This window comes from Providencia alcalifaciens DSM 30120 (genome assembly GCF_000173415.1).
GTDB lineage: Bacteria > Pseudomonadota > Gammaproteobacteria > Enterobacterales > Enterobacteriaceae > Providencia > Providencia alcalifaciens.
Map to the genome: position 1 here is coordinate 113188 of NZ_ABXW01000049.1, position 20771 is coordinate 133958.

The 20771-nt window shown below is 41.4% G+C and carries 18 protein-coding genes; 9 read left to right on the forward strand and 9 right to left on the reverse strand.

All coding sequences use genetic code 11. From position 1 onward, the window contains the following. Nucleotides 1–183: 183 nt before the first annotated feature. A complete protein-coding gene (locus PROVALCAL_RS11080) occupies nucleotides 184–672 on the reverse strand; it encodes a WG repeat-containing protein (protein ID WP_006659344.1) in 489 nt (162 codons plus the stop codon). Nucleotides 673–1030: 358 nt separating this feature from the next. On the opposite strand from PROVALCAL_RS11080, the gene PROVALCAL_RS11085 reads away from it, so the two are divergent. Next, nucleotides 1031–2638 (forward strand): GMC family oxidoreductase, encoded by a 1608-nt coding sequence (locus PROVALCAL_RS11085; protein ID WP_006659345.1) that lies wholly within the window; start codon nucleotides 1031–1033, stop codon nucleotides 2636–2638. A gap of 47 nt (nucleotides 2639–2685) precedes the next feature. Here the strand turns inward: PROVALCAL_RS11085 and purT are convergent, their stop codons facing one another. Continuing rightward, on the reverse strand, nucleotides 2686–3864 hold the full coding sequence (gene purT, locus PROVALCAL_RS11090) for a formate-dependent phosphoribosylglycinamide formyltransferase (RefSeq protein WP_036961552.1): 1179 nt from the start codon (nucleotides 3862–3864) through the stop codon (nucleotides 2686–2688). Between the two features lie 162 nt (nucleotides 3865–4026). Next, the gene (rarD, locus tag PROVALCAL_RS11095) at nucleotides 4027–4953 is read right to left on the reverse strand and encodes an EamA family transporter RarD (protein ID WP_006659347.1); all 927 of its coding nucleotides are present in this window, start codon (nucleotides 4951–4953) and stop codon (nucleotides 4027–4029) included. A 633-nt stretch (nucleotides 4954–5586) separates the two neighbouring features. Here rarD and PROVALCAL_RS11100 point away from each other — a divergent pair. Beyond that, a complete protein-coding gene (locus tag PROVALCAL_RS11100; protein WP_006659348.1) occupies nucleotides 5587–6216 on the forward strand; it encodes a LuxR C-terminal-related transcriptional regulator in 630 nt (209 codons plus the stop codon). Between the two features lie 660 nt (nucleotides 6217–6876). Here the strand turns inward: PROVALCAL_RS11100 and PROVALCAL_RS11105 are convergent. From PROVALCAL_RS11105 to PROVALCAL_RS11115, 3 genes are all read right to left on the reverse strand, one after another. Further along, nucleotides 6877–7509, reverse strand: coding sequence for a helix-turn-helix domain-containing protein (locus tag PROVALCAL_RS11105; RefSeq protein ID WP_006659349.1), 633 nt, complete (start codon nucleotides 7507–7509; stop codon nucleotides 6877–6879). A gap of 217 nt (nucleotides 7510–7726) precedes the next feature. Beyond that, the gene (rimO, locus tag PROVALCAL_RS11110; RefSeq protein WP_006659350.1) at nucleotides 7727–9061 is read right to left on the reverse strand and encodes a 30S ribosomal protein S12 methylthiotransferase RimO; all 1335 of its coding nucleotides are present in this window, start codon (nucleotides 9059–9061) and stop codon (nucleotides 7727–7729) included. A 166-nt stretch (nucleotides 9062–9227) separates the two neighbouring features. After that, nucleotides 9228–10157, reverse strand: coding sequence for a DUF7916 family protein (locus PROVALCAL_RS11115; protein WP_006659351.1), 930 nt, complete (start codon nucleotides 10155–10157; stop codon nucleotides 9228–9230). Between the two features lie 266 nt (nucleotides 10158–10423). On the opposite strand from PROVALCAL_RS11115, the gene PROVALCAL_RS11120 reads away from it, so the two are divergent. From PROVALCAL_RS11120 to efeB, 5 genes are all read left to right on the forward strand, one after another. After that, a complete protein-coding gene (locus PROVALCAL_RS11120; RefSeq protein ID WP_006659352.1) occupies nucleotides 10424–10981 on the forward strand; it encodes an iron transporter in 558 nt (185 codons plus the stop codon). 100 nt (nucleotides 10982–11081) lie between these two features. Beyond that, a complete protein-coding gene (locus tag PROVALCAL_RS11125; RefSeq protein WP_006659353.1) occupies nucleotides 11082–11420 on the forward strand; it encodes a cupredoxin domain-containing protein in 339 nt (112 codons plus the stop codon). Nucleotides 11421–11428: 8 nt separating this feature from the next. Then, nucleotides 11429–12286, forward strand: coding sequence for an FTR1 family iron permease (locus PROVALCAL_RS11130; protein ID WP_006659354.1), 858 nt, complete (start codon nucleotides 11429–11431; stop codon nucleotides 12284–12286). Continuing rightward, nucleotides 12279–13166 carry an EfeM/EfeO family lipoprotein gene (locus tag PROVALCAL_RS11135; RefSeq protein ID WP_006659355.1) on the forward strand — a complete coding sequence of 296 codons (888 nt, stop codon included), beginning with the start codon at nucleotides 12279–12281 and terminating at the stop codon, nucleotides 13164–13166. Before PROVALCAL_RS11130 ends, PROVALCAL_RS11135 begins: the two co-directional genes overlap by 8 nt. Nucleotides 13167–13177: 11 nt before the next feature. Then, complete coding sequence (gene efeB, locus PROVALCAL_RS11140; protein ID WP_006659356.1) at nucleotides 13178–14467, forward strand: iron uptake transporter deferrochelatase/peroxidase subunit; 1290 nt, start codon at nucleotides 13178–13180, stop codon at nucleotides 14465–14467. Nucleotides 14468–14542: 75 nt separating this feature from the next. Here the strand turns inward: efeB and PROVALCAL_RS11145 are convergent, their stop codons facing one another. The 3 genes from PROVALCAL_RS11145 to PROVALCAL_RS11155 form a co-directional block, all read right to left on the reverse strand. Next, the gene (locus tag PROVALCAL_RS11145) at nucleotides 14543–15277 is read right to left on the reverse strand and encodes a vWA domain-containing protein (protein WP_039861894.1); all 735 of its coding nucleotides are present in this window, start codon (nucleotides 15275–15277) and stop codon (nucleotides 14543–14545) included. Nucleotides 15278–15420: 143 nt separating this feature from the next. Beyond that, on the reverse strand, nucleotides 15421–16308 hold the full coding sequence (locus PROVALCAL_RS11150; RefSeq protein ID WP_006659358.1) for a hypothetical protein: 888 nt from the start codon (nucleotides 16306–16308) through the stop codon (nucleotides 15421–15423). A 183-nt stretch (nucleotides 16309–16491) separates the two neighbouring features. Beyond that, nucleotides 16492–17427 (reverse strand): LysR family transcriptional regulator, encoded by a 936-nt coding sequence (locus PROVALCAL_RS11155; protein ID WP_006659359.1) that lies wholly within the window; start codon nucleotides 17425–17427, stop codon nucleotides 16492–16494. A 145-nt stretch (nucleotides 17428–17572) separates the two neighbouring features. Between PROVALCAL_RS11155 and PROVALCAL_RS11160 the strand changes: the two genes are divergently transcribed. Together PROVALCAL_RS11160 and PROVALCAL_RS11165 are read left to right on the forward strand one after the other, a co-directional pair. Beyond that, on the forward strand, nucleotides 17573–19381 hold the full coding sequence (locus PROVALCAL_RS11160; RefSeq protein WP_006659360.1) for an adenine deaminase: 1809 nt from the start codon (nucleotides 17573–17575) through the stop codon (nucleotides 19379–19381). Next, nucleotides 19381–20724, forward strand: coding sequence for an NCS2 family permease (locus PROVALCAL_RS11165; protein ID WP_006659361.1), 1344 nt, complete (start codon nucleotides 19381–19383; stop codon nucleotides 20722–20724). Before PROVALCAL_RS11160 ends, PROVALCAL_RS11165 begins: the two co-directional genes overlap by 1 nt. Nucleotides 20725–20771 lie beyond the last annotated feature (47 nt).

Sequence of the window (20771 nt, forward strand, 5' to 3'; positions counted from 1 at the left end):
TGGTGGCATACAGAATTAAGCGGTTAGTTTTTTGCAGTGAATGGTTTTCAAGCGACGCCAAACCCTTGAAAAATGTGATCTATATTGCAAATATTTTTCATTTCAATAAGTTAAACAATATTTAAAATCATGTTTGCATTGTGACTTTTGTTAAATTTATACACTTAACACATGAATAAAACGCTAATTTTTCATATTCAAAGGATTAACAATTTCTTGCCATTCACCGCCTACCCACCAGCGATGTTCCCCATCTGTTTGTTGCTGACACTTCATACCAACCTTGGCCTTACCGTTTTCGAATGGATATGCACAATCGTAGATTGGCTTAATCACAATCTCTCCAGTTCTTGCGTTGGCATAACCAATCTTTTCACCCTGACGAATTCGGTATAGCCCTTCACTCTCAGGGTCGAGACCATTATCAAAATAGTAAAATTGATACACTTCATTACCGTGCTTATCCACGAGTCTAATACCACTTTTTGTGTATACGCTTCCTTTAAGACAATAAAGGAAAGGCGAAGAAGATTCAAAGCAACGGATTTTTTCACTCTCACCTTCCGCCATTAGCTGAAATTGGTCCTCAATCGGCATGGCTTGAGCCACTGTTGCCATGAACATCGTACCCCATAATCCCATCAAACTGCTTTTTATGAGTCTCGCTTTCATTGATAAACACCCATTCATTTTTATCGAGCACTCAGAATCTCCCAAAGTCACAAAAATGGGTATCAGACAATACGCAATTCCTTTATGGGACTGCACTTTTATTCTTACTTTCTAGCACTAAAAGTCGTCAAAAACGCAAAACATTAACTTATTAATAACAATAAAGATTAAGAACTAAAATCGAAAAATAAATATTTACTCCTTAAATAACAATAAATAGAGAAAATCAAAAATAGTTACATAGGAAATTATTTTTGAAGCCAATCACACTAACGGAACATTATTTATACATTAATAATTCAAGAGGGTATTGTTAAATAAATGATGATTTGATGTTAATTTAGATAAGAGAGTGAACATGAGCACACAAAAATATGACTATATTATTGTCGGTGCAGGCTCCGCAGGTTGTGTTCTCGCCGCTCGCCTGATCCAAGAAACCCAAGCTCGCGTGCTGCTCATTGAAGCAGGCGGTAGCGATAACCACATGTTTATCCGTATGCCTGCAGGGGTCGCAAAAATTATTGCCCAAAAAAGCTGGCCCTATGAAACCGAACCAGAACCTCATGCCAACAACCGCAAAATGCAAATTGCTCAGGGTCGCGTGCTGGGAGGCAGTAGTTCCGTCAACGGTATGATCTACATTCGTGGGCAAAAACAAGATTACGATAACTGGGAACAAAAGTACGGCTGTGAAGGCTGGGGTTATCAAGATGTTCTACCGTGGTTTAAAAAAGCCGAACGCAACGAAAGCCTAACGGGTGAATACCACGGCACTGAAGGACCCCTTCCCGTTAGTGAAAACCGCTATCGCCATCCACTTTCTATGGCATTCATTCAAGCGGCTCAAGAACATGGTTTACCTTACGTTAATGACCTTAATGGCGAGAGCCAACAAGGAACTAGTTTCTATCAAACCACCACACATAATGGGGAAAGAGCCAGCACCTCCAAAACCTATTTGAAATCAGTGACAAATAGCGACCGTTTAACTCTCAAACTTAATACCCAAGTTAATCGCATTATTATTCGCGATGGGCAAGCGGTTGGCGTGGCTTACCAAGGTAAAAATGGTCACGAAGTCGAAGCCTTTGCTCGTGAAGAAGTGCTGGTTTGCTCCGGCGCAATGGGATCCGCGAAGTTATTGATGCTTTCTGGTATCGGACCAGAAGAACACCTTTCCGCTTTAGGGATCAAAACAGTGGCTAATTTACCGGTAGGCGAAAACTTTCATGACCACCTACACATGTCCATCAACGTCACCACCAAAGAACCCATCAGCTTATTTGGTGCAGACCAAGGCTTTGCCGCTATCAAGCATGGTTTTGAGTGGATGGCATTTCGCAGTGGGCTACTCGCCTCTAACGTTTTAGAAGGCGCCGCCTTTAAAGACAGCTGTAACCAAGGCCGCCCTGATGTGCAAATTCACTTTTTGCCTATTTTAGATAGCTGGGATGATGTACCGGGAGAGCCTCTACCCGCCGCTCATGGTTTTTCACTGAAAGTCGGTTACTTACAACCTAAGTCTCGCGGAAAAATTTTACTGCGTAGCCAAAACCCGCAAGACCCATTAAAAATTCATGCCAATTACTTAGCTGATCCTGAAGATATGGAGGGTTGCAAACGTGCGGTAAAATTTGGTTTAGACGTGTTAAGCCAGCCATCATTGCAAGCTGTCAGTAAAAATACGTTGATGCCACCTGCCCAAGTTCAGCATGATGAGGGTCAATTAGAAGAATTTGTACGTAATTTCTGTAAAACCGTATACCACCCAGTTGGTACTTGCCGTATGGGTACCGATATTGCAAATTCCGTCACCGATTTACGTCTTCGTGTTCACGGAATAAATAAGCTGCGCGTGGTGGACTGCTCCGTGATGCCTGAAATTCCAAGTGGCAATACCAATGCACCAACCATTATGATTGCGGAACGCGCTGCCGCGATGATTATTGAAGATAGACAATAATCACCCTAAAAAGCCCCCGCCAAAACCCAACAGGCGGGGGATAATCTCTAACCTGTTACTTTCACTCTAGCCGCCGCCACTTTCGCCATCTCTAACGCTTGCTCTATCGAATCCCCAATCGCCAATGCCACACCTAGACGGCGAGTTCCCGCGATTTCCGGTTTACCAAATAAGCGCAATTGAATATCAGAATTTAATGCCTCATCGATTCCCGTGAAAACCACATTACGACTATGAAGTTCCGGTAAAATAACCGCCGATGCGCTGGCACCGTATTGGCGAATAGAACCAATTGGCAAGCCCAAAAAAGCGCGAACATGTAAAGCAAATTCAGAAAGATTTTGGGAAATCAGTGTTACCATGCCAGTATCATGAGGGCGCGGAGAGACTTCATTAAAAATAATCTCGTCCCCACAAACAAACAATTCCACACCAAATAAACCGTATCCCCCTAACGCTGTCACGATTTTTTTCGCCACGTCTTGCGCTTTTTTCAAAGCAACGTCACTCATGGTCTGTGGCTGCCAAGACTCTCGATAGTCACCTTTTTCTTGACGATGGCCCACTGGCGCACAAAAATGAACGCCATCTACCGCGTTGATAGTTAATAACGTAATTTCAAAATCGAAATTCACCATCTTTTCGACGATAACGCGTCCTTGACCCGTTCGACCGCCTTCTTGAGAGTAGTTCCACGCACTGTCTAACTGCTCCGCGGAACGGATCACGCTCTGCCCTTTGCCTGAAGAACTCATCACCGGTTTGACAATACATGGGAAACCAATTTCATGGGCAGCAGCTTCAAAGTCCGCTTTGGTTTCTACAAAACGGTATTCAGAGGTGGGTAGTTGCAACTCTTCAGCCGCTAAACGGCGAATTCCTTCACGATTCATCGTGAGGTAAACAGCATTCGCAGAGGGTACAACCTTCTGCCCTTGTCGCTCTAAGTCAACCAAGGTTTTTGTCGCAATGGCTTCAATCTCTGGCACAATAAAATCCGGTTTTTCGCTCGCCACTAACTGCCGCAATGCGTCGCCATCTAGCATATTGAGAGTATAGCTGCGATGAGCAACATGCATAGCAGGTGCGTTGTCATAACGATCGACCGCAATCACTTCTATACCTAAACGCTGGCACTCAATCGCCACTTCTTTACCTAACTCCCCAGATCCGAGAAGCATAACTTTTGTCGCGCTAGAACAAAGTGCAGTACCTAATTGGCTCATGATAATGACCTTATATCCCAAGAGATTAATTTTGCTGCTTAAAAAATAATGTATAAAAAGATGGTTGAGATTATATACGCAATCGTTTGCCTTGACTATCATCGAAGAACCAATAGGCAATATACCGACTAGGAAATAACGCTAATCGCTTAAAATTACAGGCTAAATTTGTGGTGGCTCATCACGCCCCGTCACATACGGTTGGCGGCGAGCTCCCTTGCCATAGCGCTTATGCAACAACGCTAAGACACAGAATAGTAAACCAATCCAAATAAGGGTGAAACTCACACCTTTAACCCAGTCGAACACTTCATTAAACAGGAACACCGCTAATAAGAATTGAATGGTTGGCTCTATATACTGTGCTAAGCCAATAACCGTCAGCGTTGTGCGCTTAATAGCTGCGGTAAAGAACAAGAGTGGAATGATAGTAACAGGTGCCGCTAGCATATAGAGTATTTTCGTTTGCCAATCCCCGTTTGCTACTGCACTGATACCATGGGCAGATAACCACCAAGTGATACCGACTGCCAGTGGTAATAGCCATAAGGCCTCCAAGAATAGAGACGTAATGACATCAAAGCGGATAAATTTGCGGATCAATCCATAAACCGCAAATGCGCTCCCCATCACTAAAGCTAAAACAGGTAGCTCGCCATATTGAATAATTTGGTAAACCACTCCCGAAAAAATAAACACGACAGCCAACTTTTCAGCAAAGACCAAACGTTCCCGTAAAAAAATCACGCCAAGCAAGATGGAAAATAGCGGGTTAATAAAGTAGCCCAAGCTCGCGGCAAGTACTTGCCCGTGCGTTAAGGCATAAGTGAATGTCGTCCACGACACCGCCATAATGGAAGAACTAAAAAGACATAACACTATCGAGCGTTTGTCCGCCCATACTTGCTTCCATAATGATTTGTTTTTGATAAGTAATCGAATAACAAATAAAAAGGGAATAGACCAGATCAATCGTTGAGCTAGCAACTCCATGGCTTGAGCATCAGGTAACAGTCGATAAAACAGCGGGGTTATCCCCCAAAGGATGTAGGAAAAGATAGCCAATGCTACCCCTGAACGCAGCAACATAATTTATCCGTCTGAAAGTATGACCAATTTGCCTCTATAATACGCCAATAAATGAAAGAGTGTAGGTTGATGTGCAAACTATAATGAGAATAACCTCGCTACTTAACTCCTTTAAACACTTCCCTTAATAAAATATACGTAAATTATGCAATACTTTTAAACGTTCAATTACGTGTATTCACTCATTTTTGAGTGACAGTACTATTTGACTGAGACAAATTTTAATTTTCTGGTGATAAATTTAAAAAAGATAAAAATATTTCATAGGATGATTAATAAAATTTCATAAAATTGCTAATAGTGCTTTTTATGACTACCAATTTGCGATATTATTACTTAGCTAAATAACATTATTTTCGTGTTATCTAGAAAACATAATAATCGTAAGCCAAGTTTAAAATTCCATATTGTTACAAAACATTAAACAGATGTTACGTTTTGACACATACTTTAACTTTTGTTTCTTTTTTATATTAAAATTAGGCAAGTTCTTTTTTTAATATCATTTACGTTCAGCAATAATCTATAAAAAAGAATAGTTGAAAATACATTACCATTTTCATCGGTAAATTATTCTCATCCTATTTAACTATGTTAATTTGAATGTCAAATCCGTTTAACAGGAGTTTGGTGATGAATAGCGCCATTCATGTAATCGTTGAAAATGATAATGTCTTTAAGAATAAGCTGAAATCAAAGATGGAGTCTTTTGATTTTATTTTTAAATTCTATAATGACGAACAGGTATTTATTAGTACTTATACTTACCCTAAAGAGGAGAATGCAAAGGATTGTATCTTATTATTTGTAGACAATAACTCAAGTTATATTAATAAATTAAAAAACATTACTCAATCTTTAGCCATTGTACCCGTTATCGTCATTGCCCCAGAAGCATCTGCAACACTGTGCCGGGACTGCTTTAAAGCTGGTGCCTTTGACTTTTATGCATTTCCATTTGATGATCGAACGTTTCTAAGCGCTATTCAAGGAGCTAATGAGCACTTCGAAAAACAAAATGAAAATCATAAAAAATATATTTATTTATCGGACAAATTTGATCGACTCTCTGCCAGAGAACGTGAAATCATGGATATGATCTTAGACGGGAATACCAGTAGGGAAACTGCTGAAAAATTATCATTATCACCAAGAACCGTAGAAGTGCATCGCTCTAATATTTATACAAAACTAGGAATAAAGTCATTACCTCAATTAATCCAAGAGTATGAATATATTAATACTTATTCAGCAAACACTTAATTACTTTATTCACCAGATCTCTCCTGCCTGATGATCATGCCTAGAATCATCAGGCATTTTATTCCTTCTCAAATACCCATAAAAATATAACTAAAATTAGATTTTTATTTATATTTATTATTTAACTTAAAGAAAAAATTCAGAATAACTATTAATCCATGCTATTTACACTTATTTATTTAATGAGCATAGGATAACTATTTTTTAGCCAATAGTGGTAAATAAAATAAGTTGAACTATCATTTTCATACATGGAAATTATTACGTTAGTTATCAATAATGGAAGACTTATTTATAGCTAATTATTAAATTAATATATTTAGTTTAAAATGGTATATAAACCTATATATCCATCCATATCCACACACTCACACTGTAAGTATGCAATCTCATTGAAATAAAAATCTATAATCTTACGTTAAGACCAATTTCTAAAAAATGAAGACTAAGATCAACATACTTACCATCAAGTTAAGTTGATAATCTTAGCTCTTTTTCATTTCTTCTCTATAGTTTCGCCATCAGGCGTGACTGAGCCCACAATCAATAAATTGATATGTTAGGCTTAGTGATTACCGTAAGGCTGTGTGATTTGAATGCTTCGAACATTTTCGGCATTGTTTGCAGAGAATCAGTAGAAGCTTTTTTTATCTAGCAGGGCTATAGCTTGTATTCTCGAATATCAATCTGATATTGCTTTAACTTTCGCCAGAGCGTTGTACGCCCCATATTTAATGCTTGGTGCATCTCCTGAATTTTTCCACCATAAGCCAATGCAGCCTCAATGATAAGCGCTTTTTCCACTTCATGAATATTCAAATCATGGAACAGATTATGCCCTTGGGTCTTATTTGAAAGCTTTTGCCAGTAAAAGTGACACTTCAGCTTCTCACTGATTTCCCGCCCTAAAGCCAGTGTGAGTGCTAAAAGTAACTTACTACTCATCGAATCCCCACGTAAGATAAGTGTGGCTAACAGATGTTTTTCGTCATAAATAGGCGCGAAATAATAGGTATTTCCTTGTGAGTGAATTGGCTGGTCATCGAGAGTGTAGACCTGCATTTGAGAAAATATCCCCGATGGAAACTTAGTTGAGATCTCTGATTTACGGCTAGCCCATAAGGTTTCACCATATTTATCCAGCAACATCCCTTCAATGTCGAAATCATGGATAGACGATAAGCCATCGGTGATGGTATCACTTGCCAGTTGTATCAATAACTCTGGATTAATAGAGCATGATGATTTTTCTGTAAGCTGTGCGAGTTTGGGAATTGTAAAATCTATAGTCATAATCAACCTTATTCTTCGATAAGTATTCTCTTTGATTATGTCAACTTATCAGTTAAGTTTTATATCCTAGATCAAGTTATGATTTGATAGATTTTGGCGGGATGATATAGATCAAGTATTTGAAAAATAGAAAAAACCCAAACTGATCGGGCATATCGAAAAAAGCCTGCGAATATGACTCGCAGGCTAAATTTCGAACTAGATGATAGAACGTTTTTTATTCAGTGACAACAGTGCCCCACAGGTCATATTCATCAGCATGCTCAATCAGCACCTTAACAATGTCCCCTGCCTTCACATCAAACTCACCATTGAGGTACACCATTCCGTCAATTTCTGGCGCATCCGCCATACTACGACCAACGGCACCTTCATCATCAACTTCATCAACAATCACCCATAGCTCACGCCCAACTTTCTCTTGTAAACGCTGAGTGGATATCTCTTGTTGTAGCTGCATAAAGCGGTGATAACGCTCTTCCTTCACATCTTCCGGTACTTGATCAGCCAGTTCATTGGCTTTTGCCCCTTCAACAGGACTGTATTTAAAGCAACCCACACGATCCAATCTCGCTTCTTGCAAGAAATCCAGCAGCATTTGGAAATCTTCTTCCGTTTCCCCCGGGAAACCAACAATAAATGTCGAGCGTAATGTCAGTTCTGGGCACATTTCACGCCAGCGCTTGATGCGTTCTAAGGTTCTTTCGACCGCGCCAGGGCGCTTCATTAATTTTAGAATTTTTGGGCTTGCGTGTTGAAGAGGAATGTCCAAATAAGGCAGCACCTTGCCTTCCACCATTAATGGGATCACATCATCAACATGCGGATATGGGTAAACATAATGGAGACGAACCCAAACGCCCATCGATGCTAGCTGTTCACATAGCCCGACCATGCTAGTTTTCACTGGCTTACCATCCCAGAATCCCATTCGGTGTTTCACATCCACACCATAAGCGGAAGTATCTTGGGAAATTACCAGTAGTTCTTTAACACCTGATTCCACTAAACGTTTTGCTTCATTTAATACATCACCAATGGCACGACTATCTAAGTCGCCTCGCATAGAAGGGATGATGCAGAAAGTACAACGGTGGTTACAACCTTCCGAAATTTTCAAATAGGCATAATGCTTTGGTGTTAATTTCACACCTTGCTCTGGCACTAAACTAAAGAACGGATCATGCTCTGGTTTGGGAACATAATGATGGACATGATTGAGCACCTGCTCATAACTATGTGGACCTGTGATTTCTAACACCTTTGGGTGAACTTCACGGATTTGGTTCTCTTTCGCGCCCAAACATCCAGTCACAATCACTTTACCATTTTCATTCAATGCTTCACCAATAGCTTCTAACGATTCTTGAACCGCACTATCAATAAAGCCACAGGTGTTCACGATAACCAAATCGGCATCGTCGTAGCTTGGAACGACTTGGTAACCATCAGTGCGCAGTTCCGTTAAAATGCGCTCTGAGTCAACGAGGTTTTTTGGACAGCCAAGTGAAACAAAGCCAATCTTTGGCACTGAATTCGTATTTTGCGACATAACTCACTTCTTTTATTGTGTTATAGATATTGTTTTAAAAAATGGGCTGGATTTTACCTGAAGTATAGCGGGAATTGTATATTTTTTTAGCGATATGAATGTCATTTTGAATGGAATCCCACGCCCTAAATCACGCGGGAATTCCTCTGGGATAAACAGCAAAATATTAACGGTTAATTGAACGAGCTATACGAGCATAAGTATGTCTGACACCTCGAATAACAATGCCATAATTCAAAATATTCTCCGGTAAAGCAATTCCGTTATAGCCGGAGTCACCGATGTGATGTAAATCCGTGCCAGCCATTTTACACATTAACGCGATTTGACGAATAGTTTGCAGATCAGCCCCTTCTTGAGAAGTCCCGATCGCTGTCATGGTCATCACGCGTTGTGAATGGCAATAACTCACCATTCTTTGCACAAATTCCAATGAAATACCCGGTACCGTGCCCGGTGCAGGCAGTAAAATAATATCAGCCCCACTCTTAATAAAAGACTGAATATCATCTTCCGTAATAAGCTGTTCGGCGGACGCATTCAATACCCCTGCTGCATGCATTTTCCCCGTAATAAGCACAACATCTTCCCCCACCACCGCTTTTAACTCTTTTAAGCTTTGGTTAATTTCTTGGTTAGTAACGCCATTACCCGGATTGCCTGTTAACACGATAATATCTGCGCCCATCTGTTTTAGTTTCAGCGCATTTTTTACCGTTGCTAAACGCCCTTCAGATATTTGCCACTGTTTATCTTGATGCGGATTATTAAAGCCTGCGGGAACGGGTTCTAAATTGACGCCAATAGCACGCCCAGTTAAATGTTTTAGGGTTCGAATAATTTCATCTGGCGCGGTGCCTTCAGGTAACCCTTGCATCTCTGGGTGATTCACATCAAAGACATTCAGTAACAGAATATCTGCACCTTGACTTGCCGCTAGCTCTGCATTCGTGACATTCATCAGAACAGGTTGAATGGTTCCAATCGTTTCGCTAACTAATAGCCGACCTTCACTCGCTTTAATCGCCTCCAATAAATTCTTCTTATTGAGTTTTGCAATTTCAGAAGCGGAACAATCCAAATAACGTTTTTGCATTTCCAAAACCTCGGCTTTGTGCCCAAGAAAAGAGAGAAAGTGTTTTGACTATAACATGTGGAACCCACTATAGAGTCTGAACAACATCACCTTTCTAATACTTATTTTTTATGTCTAAAAAAGGAAACATTAACACTTTGATTAATATTAAATTTAAATATATTCATAGGGTAAATTTAACTATCCATTAAAACATTCTGCTTGTTTTTCATTAATAGTAATGATTATCATTATGTTTCTAACTTCATTCAGGTAAGGATGTCATAATGAAATTCGCTTATCAGGCAGCCGTTTCGGGCTTAGCCTTATTCTCTCTATCCGCCTTTGCACAAGAATATCCTCTCGGTCATCCAGTCATTAAAAACGGCATGGAAATCCAAGGTGTTTATTTACAACCTATCACCATGGATACCGAAGAAGGTCACCACAAAATGGCGCACCTACCTGCGGATAAAGCCGACGTTCACTTAGAAGCTGACATTCATGCCGTAGAAGAGAACCCGAATGGCTTTGCAGAAGGCGATTGGATGCCTTACTTAACCGTTGAATATACCGTCACAAAACTGGGTGATAAACCACAGACCCAGTCAGGCACCTTTATGCCGATGGTGGCTAGCGATGGTCCTCACTATGGTGAAAACATTAAACTGAACGGTAACGGTAAATATCGCGTAACCTACAAAATTTACCCGCCTTCACATAACCAACAAGCCGCTTTCGGTCGTCACATTGATAAAGAAACAGGCGTTGCACCTTGGTTTGAACCGTTTGAAGTCTCTTGGGACTTTGACTATGCAGGCATAGGTCGTAAAGGCAGCTACTAGTTTTTCAATGATGCGCTGGGGGCTTTCGCGGGGGTAATATTCCGCGCGAGCCCTTTTTCGCTAGTAAGAAACTCTCAATTTCAATAAGTTTGAGCCAACAATGAAAACATTTCTCAGCTTTTTACTGGTTTTTATTTGCGCATTATTTTCGCAATCCGCATTAAGTGCCGAAAAATATACGGTTGAATTAGAAATGAAGAATGGGGATTTAATCCCTCGCGTTCTCGAAGTACCAGCCAAAACCATTATTCGCATCAAAATTACCAATACTGGCACTGAACCCGCAGAATTTGAAAGCTTACAACTACGTAAAGAGAAAGTATTGGCGCCAGGCGCAAGCTCTGTTGTTGTTATTGCACCGTTAAAACCAGGTAGTTACACATTTTTCGACGATTTCCATCTTTCTCACCCAAAAGGCGAGATCATTGCTAAAGAGTAGGATCCAACATGGGGCAAGTTCTCTTTGTAGTTTGGCGTGAAAGTTTTGAAGCGCTATTAGTCATCGGTATCATCTACGCGTGGATCAAACGCCACCCAGACGCTCGAAATGGTATGAAGTACCTATGGGGCGGGGTTGGGTTAGGTATTGCCATGTCCATTTTACTGGCATTACTCATTTACGGTGTCTTCAATGTCCTTGATGACACCGGTCAATCGATTTTCATGATAGTCATGGAGATCCTCGCCTGCATATTGATTGTCCAAATGGTTTATTGGATGAATAAAAGTGGCGGCTCGATGAAAAAAGAGCTGGAATCCGGTATTAATCGTAATGCCGAACATCACAGTTGGTGGGGTGCAACACTGATTATTGCCATCGCCATTGCGCGTGAAGGCAGCGAAATCGTCGTGTTCCTCTCTAGCTTTATCATGTCGTTAACGTCAGCAAACGCGAATGAATTTATCTTTGAAGTGGCGGCTGGTATTGTCATTGCAGGTATGACGTTATACGCATTCTTATTAACTAACCGCATCATTTCATGGAAGATTTTCTTCAAAGTCACAGGCGTGATTTTGTTGTTTCTCGCCCTATCTTTACTGCTAAGGGGTGTCGAAGAAATTTCAAACTTAATGATTGAATTTGATTATCCAATCCCTGAATTTTTAATCTATCCAGCATGGGATACGAGTGCATTACTGGATGATTCTGGCGTTGCAGGAAACTTTATCTCATCATTCTTTGCGTATCGCTCACAGCCCATTTGGTTAAGTGTCATCACATTTGTTATCTACTGGATTGTGATCATCGCACTATTTATGTGGAACAAACGCCATACCGCTAAACGGAACTTACAAAATGCGTAAAACCTCTAGATTAGCAATCAGTATGATATTTGCCTCATTAATGGTATCCACTGCGCACGGCAAAGCCCTACGCTCCCCTGTGCAAACGGGGGATAATATCATTATTGCCAAAGGCGATATTCCCACCCCCGAAAAATATCAACCAGCCATTCAAGAATACTTAACCTTTGTCAATAAGGAGTTAAGTGAAATGGTCGAGCAGTTAGAGAAACTCAATCAAAGTATACAGAAAGGTCAACTGGCACAGGCTAAAGCAGCCTATATCCAAGCTCACCAGCACTATGAAACGGTACGCCCAATCATTGTGTTATTTGGCAATACTGACCGTACCATCAATTCTCGTGCAGATTATTTTCTGGATAAAGAAAAAGATTACCGCTTTGTCGGGTTCCACCTTGTTGAATATCTATTATTCTCTCAGCAAGATTTAAAAGCAGCGCTCCCCGCCTCTGATGAGCTATTACTCAAAGGCCGTGATCTGCAAAAACGTGTACTGACCGAAACCATTGAAATTCCTAAGTTGGTTCAAGCTTCTGCTGATTTTATCGAAATGATCCTTGAGACCAAATTGTCAGGTAAAGAGAATATCTATAGCCAAACAGATCTCTTCGATATGGCGGCGAATGCCAAAGGCTCTCAAGTGATCATCGATGTTATCAGCCCATTTGTTGAAGCCAAAACTCTTGATCAAATAAAAGAAAATGATCAGAAAATTAATAAAATAGTGCAGTCATATCAATTAGCTAAAGGGCAATACGCACCTTATAGCCAACTAAAACAACAAGACAAAATGACACTCTATTCTCTGTTAACGCAACAAGCTGAGCTACTCGCCACATTGCGCGCTCAGTTAGATGTTGATGTTTACTATAAATATTAAGGCATAAGTTTATGCAAGCTAAACCAAAAAACGAGTTAGATTCTTCCCGTTTTTCTCAGACCAATATTTCTCGACGCCATGCACTGAAAACATTAGTCATGGGTAGCGCAATTCTCGCCGCCCCCGCCCTCAGCGCTAAAGCGGCGATTGCCGATTGCCAACTGACTTATGATAAAAGCATCAATTACTTAGGCTCTCATCAAGCTGGGGTACTTACCCCTGAACAAAAGCATGCCTCGTTTATTGCGTTTCATATTACATCGACATCCATTGATGAGCTGCAATCGCTGTTTGATCTATTAACTCAACGCATTGCCTTTCTAACGCAAGTACAAAAATCCTCGCCAAATCAGAATGATAAAATGCCTCCTGCGGAGTCCGGTATTTTAGGAACGCTCATCCAGCCAGATTCTCTGAGTATCACCGTTTCTTTGGGAGATAGCCTGTTTGACTCACGTTTTGGGTTAGAGAAGCTAAAGCCACGCCAATTGGTGGAAATGACCAGCTTCCCGAATGACCGCCTAGAAGACAAATGGTGTGGTGGAGATGTGGTCCTACAAATTTGTGCGAATAGCCAAGAAAGCGTGATTTATGCCCTACGCGATGTATTGCGCCATACCTCGCCTTATTGGTTCCCCCTATGGAAAATCGATGGTTTCCTACCGTCACGGGATATCGACAGACACACTACCCCAATCAATTTATTCGGTTTTAAAGATGGCACCGGAAATGCGCCTTCAGATGATAATGCGTTGATGAATGAACTGATTTGGGTCACCGAAGACAGCAAAGAGCCACAATGGTGTATTGGCGGTACCTACCAAGCCGTTCGCCTTATTCGCTTCAATCTTGAATTCTGGGATAGAACACCACTGGAAGATCAAGAAAATGACTTTGGACGCCATAAAGAAACTGGCGCACCAATGGGTATGAAGCATGAGATGGATGATCCCGCTTTCGAGAAAGATCCTCACGGCGATCGCGTGCTATTTGACTCTCATATGCGTCGTGCGGAGCCAAGAAACCCAAGTCGCCATACTGCAAAATTACGCCGCCGCAGTTACAGTTATTCTTTAGGATTAACCGATAACGGCGCATTGGATATGGGGCTCATTTTTGTTTCGTATCAAAAAGATTTAAAAACCGGCTTTATTGATACCCAAAAACGCTTAAATGGTGAACCTCTCGAGCGTTACATCAAGCCATTTGGCGGGGGATACTATTTCGTTTTACCGGGAATTAAATCCGCTGAAGATCAGCTCGCCAAAGGATTATTTTCGGCATTGAAATCCACAAAATAATGCCATAAAAAAAGCCCCGATAGTCAGCTCGGGGCTTTTAGCTTTTTTCTATAAACTAAAATAGTTATTGTCTTATTATTTTTTACGATCCTTCGCGTCTTGCTCAACTTCCTGTTTCCATTCCTCTGATATTGGTGCAGCACTCTGTTTAGCTTCTACGGCTTTATTCACTGCTTTATACGCTTTATCGTAACCCGTGCCATCCTGAACATAGCCAGTCGCATTTGAACGCTTGATACCAATATTGTCAGCCTCAGCAATTGCATCAATATTGGCGCCTAAGAAAATAAAGTCCCATTTATCTTCAACTTCAGCGGATTTAATCATCGATTTAATCTTAGCTTGACTATATTTAGTGCTGCTGTTTTCTTCACCATCGGTAATAATCACAAACAACACATTATTGTTCTTGGTAATTTTTCTATTCTCACGCATCTTAATAATGCTATCACCAATCGCATCTAATAATGCGGTATTTCCCCCGACAGAATAATCATTCAAGGTAAGATTTTTAACTTTATCAATAGGTTCTCTATTATGTAGTAAACTCGTTTTATTATTAAATAAAATTGTCGTGATAAAGGTTTTATTCGCTTTATTTCTGTTCTCAGTCAGTACGCTGTTATATCCACCCACTGTGTCAGACTCAAAACCCGACATAGAACCACTTTTATCTAAAATAAAAATCAAGTCTAATACTTCAGGATCTTTAATTGGTTCAATAACTGATGTCGCGCTCGAAACATTGGAAAAAAATAATACAAAAATAGCGGATATCGTAGTAAAAAATGACGTTTTAAATAAATTCATCACCGAGCCTCTTATCATATTATCCTAATGAAACTATCGATTAGTTTCCTTGTTTCATCGGGATATCACATAAGATTACTCTGTTTAATTTATAAGCAAATTCTTAATTATCAAAACACTCACATAAACTTAATGGAATATACTTATCTCACCCACACTCCGTAATTTCGGATTTGATTAATCTGTTTAATAAACTTATTTAACTTTATATATTCCGCCGCAATCTGACTAGATGGGCTTTGTGTGAACGTTTCAACAAGCTGAACCGTTAATTGGTGATATTGTTTATTCAAATCTTGATGAATATCGACTTTATCAGCATGTTTTAGTGTTTCCGTTAATGCCACAATCTCGTTCGCGACAGTTTGCACCTGTGGGTCACTAAACGTGACTTCCGGCACTTGATAACTTAAGTGCTGGCTAATTGAATTATTTTCTTCATTTTGAGGGGTGTTAGGCACTAAATTTTGGTCGTGCACATTCGCGAAATATTCAATCAATTCAGACTGATCAAAACATTTCGATTTAATATCTTCTTGCTTGTATTGCTTATTTACCGCGCCCGGCAAAGCTTTTCCAATCGGATAAGTACAACGAAATAAATTGCCATCAATGACAGTCGCATTGCTACTTTTAATCGGTAGCGTTAATTCATGTCCATAAATAGTGACATCATACTGGGTGGGCTGATATCCCTTATAGTCATGTTGGTCGGTATACACTTCAGAAAAAGTATAATATACCCCGTGATTCGGGTTTAATATCCCGCCAGAGTTGTGCTCAAATACCATAAAAGTAGTTGTATGACCGAGTGCATCTTCCAGAGTATGCTCACCACTCGCTAATGCAACCGAACCAAATTGGTTAGGTTCAACGCGATACTCTTTGCCATCAACTTTAAATGAAATTGTTTTTTCTGTTGGATTGCTATAATAAAACTTTCCTTTATTCCCCATAATGTCCAGATCGCCACAGGCTGTCACCAATAGCATGGCTGTCGTGAGTAGGCTGACTTTCAATATAGCGTTCATTTATTCCCCCAACATCTTATTGACCACCTAGATATGCGACCAAAAAATAAACAATCAAGGGCAATAATCTTATTCATTTGAATAAAAATAGTTTTACGATTAGTGCTTAACACTCTTCACTTGTTATAAATCAAACAATCATCATGTATTACGGTAAATTATATTTAGATTTATGATGTCGAATTAATACTTATGAGTATGCGAGCGTCTTAATACTTTAAATAATAGCTGAAATACCGATTCCATCATCGGCGTCAATGTTTGGTTGTTACGCATTAGCGAAATTGAACGCGTCAGAGCTGGTTGTTGTAATTGTAAAACTTTAAGCTCAGGATCCCGTAAATGAACGGTATATAACTGAGGCAGAATGCCAATTGCCAATTTCGACCTGACCAAACCATATAAGGTTTCTATATAGTCGACTTGATAACGAGGGTTGATATTGAGCCGATTACTTTCAATCGTTGCCGTCACCAATCGGTGAATATTTCCTTTTGAAAACATCGCAATATCACGGTTATTTAATAGTTTCCAAGGTAAGTGAAATGCATTATCAGAAATAAATTCATCACGATGGATCACCGCCACAAACGGATCATCTTGAAGTGGGTACAGCGTTAATTCTTCAGGAACTGAACTATCCAAAACCCCGATGCCAAAATCAATTTCGTTATTGACCAATTTATTCACTAGTGAGTCATTCGTTTGGTCATAAAATTCCACATTCAACTTAGGAAAATATAGCTGTAATTGCTCAGGAATCATCGGGAATAATAACGAACTCACGGAAGGCACCAGCCCAATACGTAATGTGCCATCGCCCCCCTCTTCAATAATTTTCTGAATATCGCTAAACCCACGATGCGACACACTTAAAATACGCTCCGCATGAGGTAAAATCGCCGCGCCCAATTCGGTCAATGTGACAGAGGCTGCAGTACGGTTAATTAATTTACCGCCAATCACGGTTTCAATTTGCCGTAACGCGCTACTCAGCGCAGGCTGGCTCACGGCGAGACGGTTCGCTGTTTCGGTAAAATGGCGCAACTGAGCGAGGGTCACAAAATATTGCAACTGCTTTAAGGTTAATGCAGGAAGACGCTGCCATGGCTCAGTCATTGGATTTCCTCACTTAAATGGATAGTTATTCTTATCATTATGCTCTGCATTATAACCTCTCTTTATGATCTGATAAATTTTATCATCTTGGCAAACGTTTGCCTTACTCATAAAGTAGCGACATAAATCTTGAAGATGGTGTTTTATGAAGCTAACAAATCAAACTCGACGTCGTGCCGTTCAGGCCGCAAAAGGGGAAATTCCCTTTGACCTTTTGCTTACCCACGCCAATATCATCGATATGGTCACAGGTGAAATTCGCCCTGCCGATATTGGTATCACTGAAGGGCTGATTGCGAGTGTCCATCCGACGGGAAGTCGTACGGATAGCCATGAAATTCACGACCTATCGGGGCAGTTTATTTCTCCCGGCTTCATCGATACTCACGTTCATTTAGAAAGCTCCCATCTTCCTCCAGCTCGCTACGCTGAAATTGTCCTCACTCAAGGCACCACTGCAGTATTTTGGGATCCCCATGAATTGGCGAACGTACTTGGGTTGGAAGGGGTACGTTATGCTATTGATGCTAGCCGTAATCTACCTCTGGATGTCATGGTTGCTGCGCCATCTTCGGTACCATCAACACCCGGCTTAGAAATGTCAGGGGCAGACTTTGCAGGACAAGAAATGTCTACCATGCTCAGTTGGCCAGAGGTGCGTGGTGTCGCAGAAGTGATGGATATGTTTGGTGTGTTGCATGGCAGTGAGCGCATGGAAGAAATCCTCGATGCCGGATTAAATTCAGGAAAAATCATTGAAGGTCATGCGCGTGGATTAAAAGGCGCTGATTTACAAGCTTACCTTGCCGCTGGCGTGACATCAGATCACGAACTCACCTCTGCTGAAGATGCTCTCGAAAAACTACGTGCAGGGCTGACGCTCGAAATTCGAGGTTCTCACCCTTATTTATTACCTGAAATTGTCGCGGCCTTACAAACACTTCCCCATCTATCATCACAAATTACCGTGTGTACCGATGATGTACCACCGGATATGTTGATTGAAAAAGGGGGCGTGATAGCCCTACTGAATTTGCTGATTGAACACGGACTGCAAGCCACAGATGTCTTGCGCTTTGCGACGCTCAATGGCGCCATTCGCTTGCAACGCAATGACCTTGGTCTGATTGCCGCTGGTCGTCGAGCAAATTTAGTTGTGTTAAATTCACTGGAAACTTTAAACGCTCAGAAAGTGTACGTTGATGGTAAAAAAGTGGCAGAAAATGGGCAACTTACCCGCCCAATCGCACCAGAAAATACGATTTTGCCACCACGCGACACCATGCACTTAGCGCCAATCTCCGCACAAGATTGCCAACTTCAACTCACTGATTTACGAAATGGCACAGCGCGATTACGCCATATTAGTGGTGCTCGCTTTACCCAATGGGGGGAAGTGGATGTACCGGTGAAAGATGGCATAGTACAACTCCCTGACGAATTTAGTTTAATCCGCGTACAACACCGTCATGGTCGCCATGATGCCAAACCTCAAGTTGCCTTGTTAAAAGGATGGGGTGAATTACGCGGCGCCATTGCCACCAGCTACTCTCATGATTCCCATAACCTTGTGATACTCGGGCGGGATGCAAACGATATGGCAATGGCAGCCAACTTACTGATTGAAAGTGGCGGCGGTATGGCATTAGTCCAAGATGGTAAAGTCCTAGCCCATGTCGCCATGCCAATTGCGGGCATGCTATCTGAATTACCAGCGCCTGAGCTTGCTGCCCAATTTCGCCAACTGAGAGAATTAAGTAGCCAAATCGCCGATTGGGAACCACCGTATCGCGTGTTCAAAGCGATTGAAGGCACCTGCCTTGCATGTAATGCAGGTCCTCATTTAACTGATTTAGGATTAACTTGCGGTACCACCCGCCAAATTGTCAATGCCGTCTTAGAACGTCATGAACATACTCACCATATAAAAAATAATGATAGGAGCGCCAATTAATGGCTAACAATTCTCGTCATCAGCCAACATCAGGGAGTTGGTTAGAAAGACGTTTTGCACTGCGTGAACGGGGTAGTTCAATCAGAACAGAATGCCTAGCTGGAATCACTGGGTTCCTTGCAGCAGCCTATTTACTTGTGGTTATTCCGGGATTATTAGCCGCAGGCGGAATGGATAAAGGCGCGGCGACCACTGGCACTATCATCGTATTTGTATTAGCCAGCCTCTTAATGGCATTTTATGGCAATCTACCATTTATTGTGGGTCCCGGCATTGGCGGCTCCGTTTTAGTCGGGGTTACTCTCGCAGGCAGCGAAGGGATTGATTGGCAAATCGGTTTAGGTATCGCGTGTTGGTCTGGGATTTTATTTTTCCTGTTAACCAAATTCGGTTTACGTGAAGTGGTTACCCGTTCAGTTCCACAGTCTATCAAGCTCGGTTTAACTGCCTCGATTGGCTTGTTCGTGGCGATACTGGGTTTTCGTAACGCAGGCTTAGTCCTCGCTAACCCAAAAACGAATGCGTTAATGCTTGGCGACTTTCTCTCTCCGGGCGCCTTAGTCGCACTTGCCGGTTTCTTTGTCGCGATTGCACTGCAATCTCGCCGTATTCCGGGAGGGATTTTATGGGCAATTTTATTCGCCACTTTGCTAGGGATTCCTTTCGGCGTCACTAAATTACCAGAAAGTTTTATCGGCGTGCCCCACTCAATTGCCCCTGTTTTGGGACAAGTGGATTTAATCGGCGCACTCAATATCGCGTTCTTACCGTTCTTGTTCGTCTTTTTTGCAGCTGAATTTTTCTCCACCATGGGCACGACATTAGCGGTGGGTGGCGAGGCTGGATTACTGGATAAAGAAGGTAATATGCCGAATATCAATCGACCCTTTATTGTGGATTCCATTGCGGCGGCATTAGGTCCTTTAGTCGGTATTCCTGCAGCAACGGCTTTAATTGAATCTTCCGCCGCGGCTGAAGCGGGAGGAAAAACAGGGATGACCGCATTGGCGGCAGCATTTATGTTCCTTCTGATGTTGCTGTTTACGCCAATTGCTTTAATGATCCCAGCGCAAGCAACCGCACCCGCGTTAATCTTAATCGGCTTAAATATGTTTAGCGGATTACGCAAAGTTGATTTAGGTAACTTTACTGACGGCCTACCAGTACTCATGATGGTGATGATTACGCTCATCGCAAACAGTTTCGGTACAGGTATTGCTGGCGGGCTACTGTTCTATATCTTAATTAAAGCCGTAGCAGGCAAGTGGCGTGAAATTCCAATCAGCCTATGGATTCTCGCAGTCCCCTTAGTGTATTACTTCTCCACCCTCGTGAAGCACTAAGTTTAATAAAAAAATCCCCTAATTCTCTCAATATTAGGGGATTTCAC